The organism is Nostoc sp. FACHB-888, assembly GCF_014696655.1.
Lineage (GTDB): Bacteria > Cyanobacteriota > Cyanobacteriia > Cyanobacteriales > Nostocaceae > Nostoc.
Genome location: NZ_JACJQM010000419.1, coordinates 1 through 1721 on the forward strand (window position 1 = coordinate 1; position 1721 = coordinate 1721).

General features: G+C 40.5%; 1 protein-coding gene. It reads right to left on the bottom strand.

Annotation, left to right across the window (positions count from 1 at the left end; genetic code table 11):
* Positions 1-1156 (bottom strand): AIPR family protein (locus H6G26_RS41590; protein WP_190737970.1); only part of this gene is annotated, 1156 nt, incomplete at its 3' end.
* Positions 1157-1721 lie beyond the last annotated feature (565 nt).

The window sequence follows — 1721 nt, forward strand, 5'->3', positions numbered from 1 at the left end:
TCACCAAGTGCTGATTTAGATAACTTTGTGCAGAGATATACAAACTTTCCCAAATCTCTTGATTGCGGCTGATTTTTGTACCGACTGTATTCCCTGCTGTTTTCTCCGACACCAAGTATTTACGGAAATAGTTCGTCCACAAGTGTTGGAGAAAATCTTCAGCAAATTCGTTAAACGGCAGAATCCATTTATAGTCCTTGTCTAGAAACACCCGATAGGACGCAATTATCGGTAATGCAAGGTCGGTTGGCGCACCAAACCCGAATGAATACTTGCTGTCAGGCAACAACGTAGTTTTACGTATATCTATTGATGCTAAATCGTTGCTACCCTTTCTTCTGGGGCTGCTGATATGGTCTTGAATAATTTCGTACAATCTTTGCTCTATCCATAAAGCCTGAGAAAGCAGAGGCAGTAAAGCGGTTAATCGTTCCCTTTCTGCGTCTGTGATGTTACTTGGAAGACTCATCCCTACTGGGTGTTTGGTTCGTTTATTGCTGTCGGGGTTGTATTTCTTTCTGTCGAGGCAGTAAAGCAGCTTGAGCAAATGTGTGACATTGCACTGAGCGTTTCTGGGAGCGCCGCTTTGGTTTTGGTAATAGGCAATGCGGAATTTTCTATCTTCTGCTCTCTCTAACTGGACTAAATACTGCTTGATGAATTTGTAATCACCCCTGGCGTTGACTTTGGAGCGAGAATCTACTGGCGTTGTGGTGTTGGAGGCCAGGGCTATATCTTTGGCTGATTCTTCAGTCAGTCCAATGTGAATCGTAATTTTTACTCTGACTTCGGTTAAATCATATTTGTAATTTTTCGCTTGCTCAAATGCTAAAACTGTATGGCCACCGTTAATAATCCCATCGCTACCCCCCTCGTTAGCTTCTAATATCTCCAGTTCTAGCTCGGTTTTATTTCTGTTGGGCTTAACTTTATTGGCTGACAGGACGATTCCACTGTGGCGGGAGAAGAATTTTTCGGGTTCGGTCGTTAGGGAGTCAAAGATTTGTCTGTAGGTCGCGCTTTTGCGGTTTGCTTCCCTGATGTTGGGTTCTAGTGGTAGGTCTGTTGGGAAGCTGTCTACATGGGCTGTGGCAATAATGCAATTGGGGTTGGCTTGAAAATAGTTATCTATCTTGATGTTCCAAGTCTTGGGCATACTTTATTTGATTTCTTGGTCAGTGGAATTTCTATGTTAACCAAAACCCTGACCCTGATATTGCTTTCTTGACACGCTAAGTACCCTTGGAGATTGGACTACAACATATCTCAGCATCTGGGTAGTCAAATTATTTGAACCTGCGGTAGAGCTGACATGCCTGAAAAGCCGAAATGAAAAGCAACATTATGGCTAATTTGTACAATGTCTAAATCCTAGTTTAGATAAAGAGTACTTAAAACCTTTGATTTTTAGGTACTCTTTTTACGGAAAGCTCTTTGTAACTATCAAATAACAATCTAATTGCTGCATATAGCTTACAAAAACTAACTTAAGATAGACTATTATTCATACTTAAGTTGGTTGCAAAAAGTGCTAATGTTAAAAAGTTTTCTAGAACATTTATAACTAGGCTTGATCACTTGGTTTCACTTAGAACATATTTATACTTATTCTCATTATGGGAATGGCTGCTTTACTAATATTCAGCAAGCGCAACTGCACAGTATCATGACTACTACCAAGATTCATTCAGTTGTCTGTATTCAGTCTCGTGTTTTAGCTG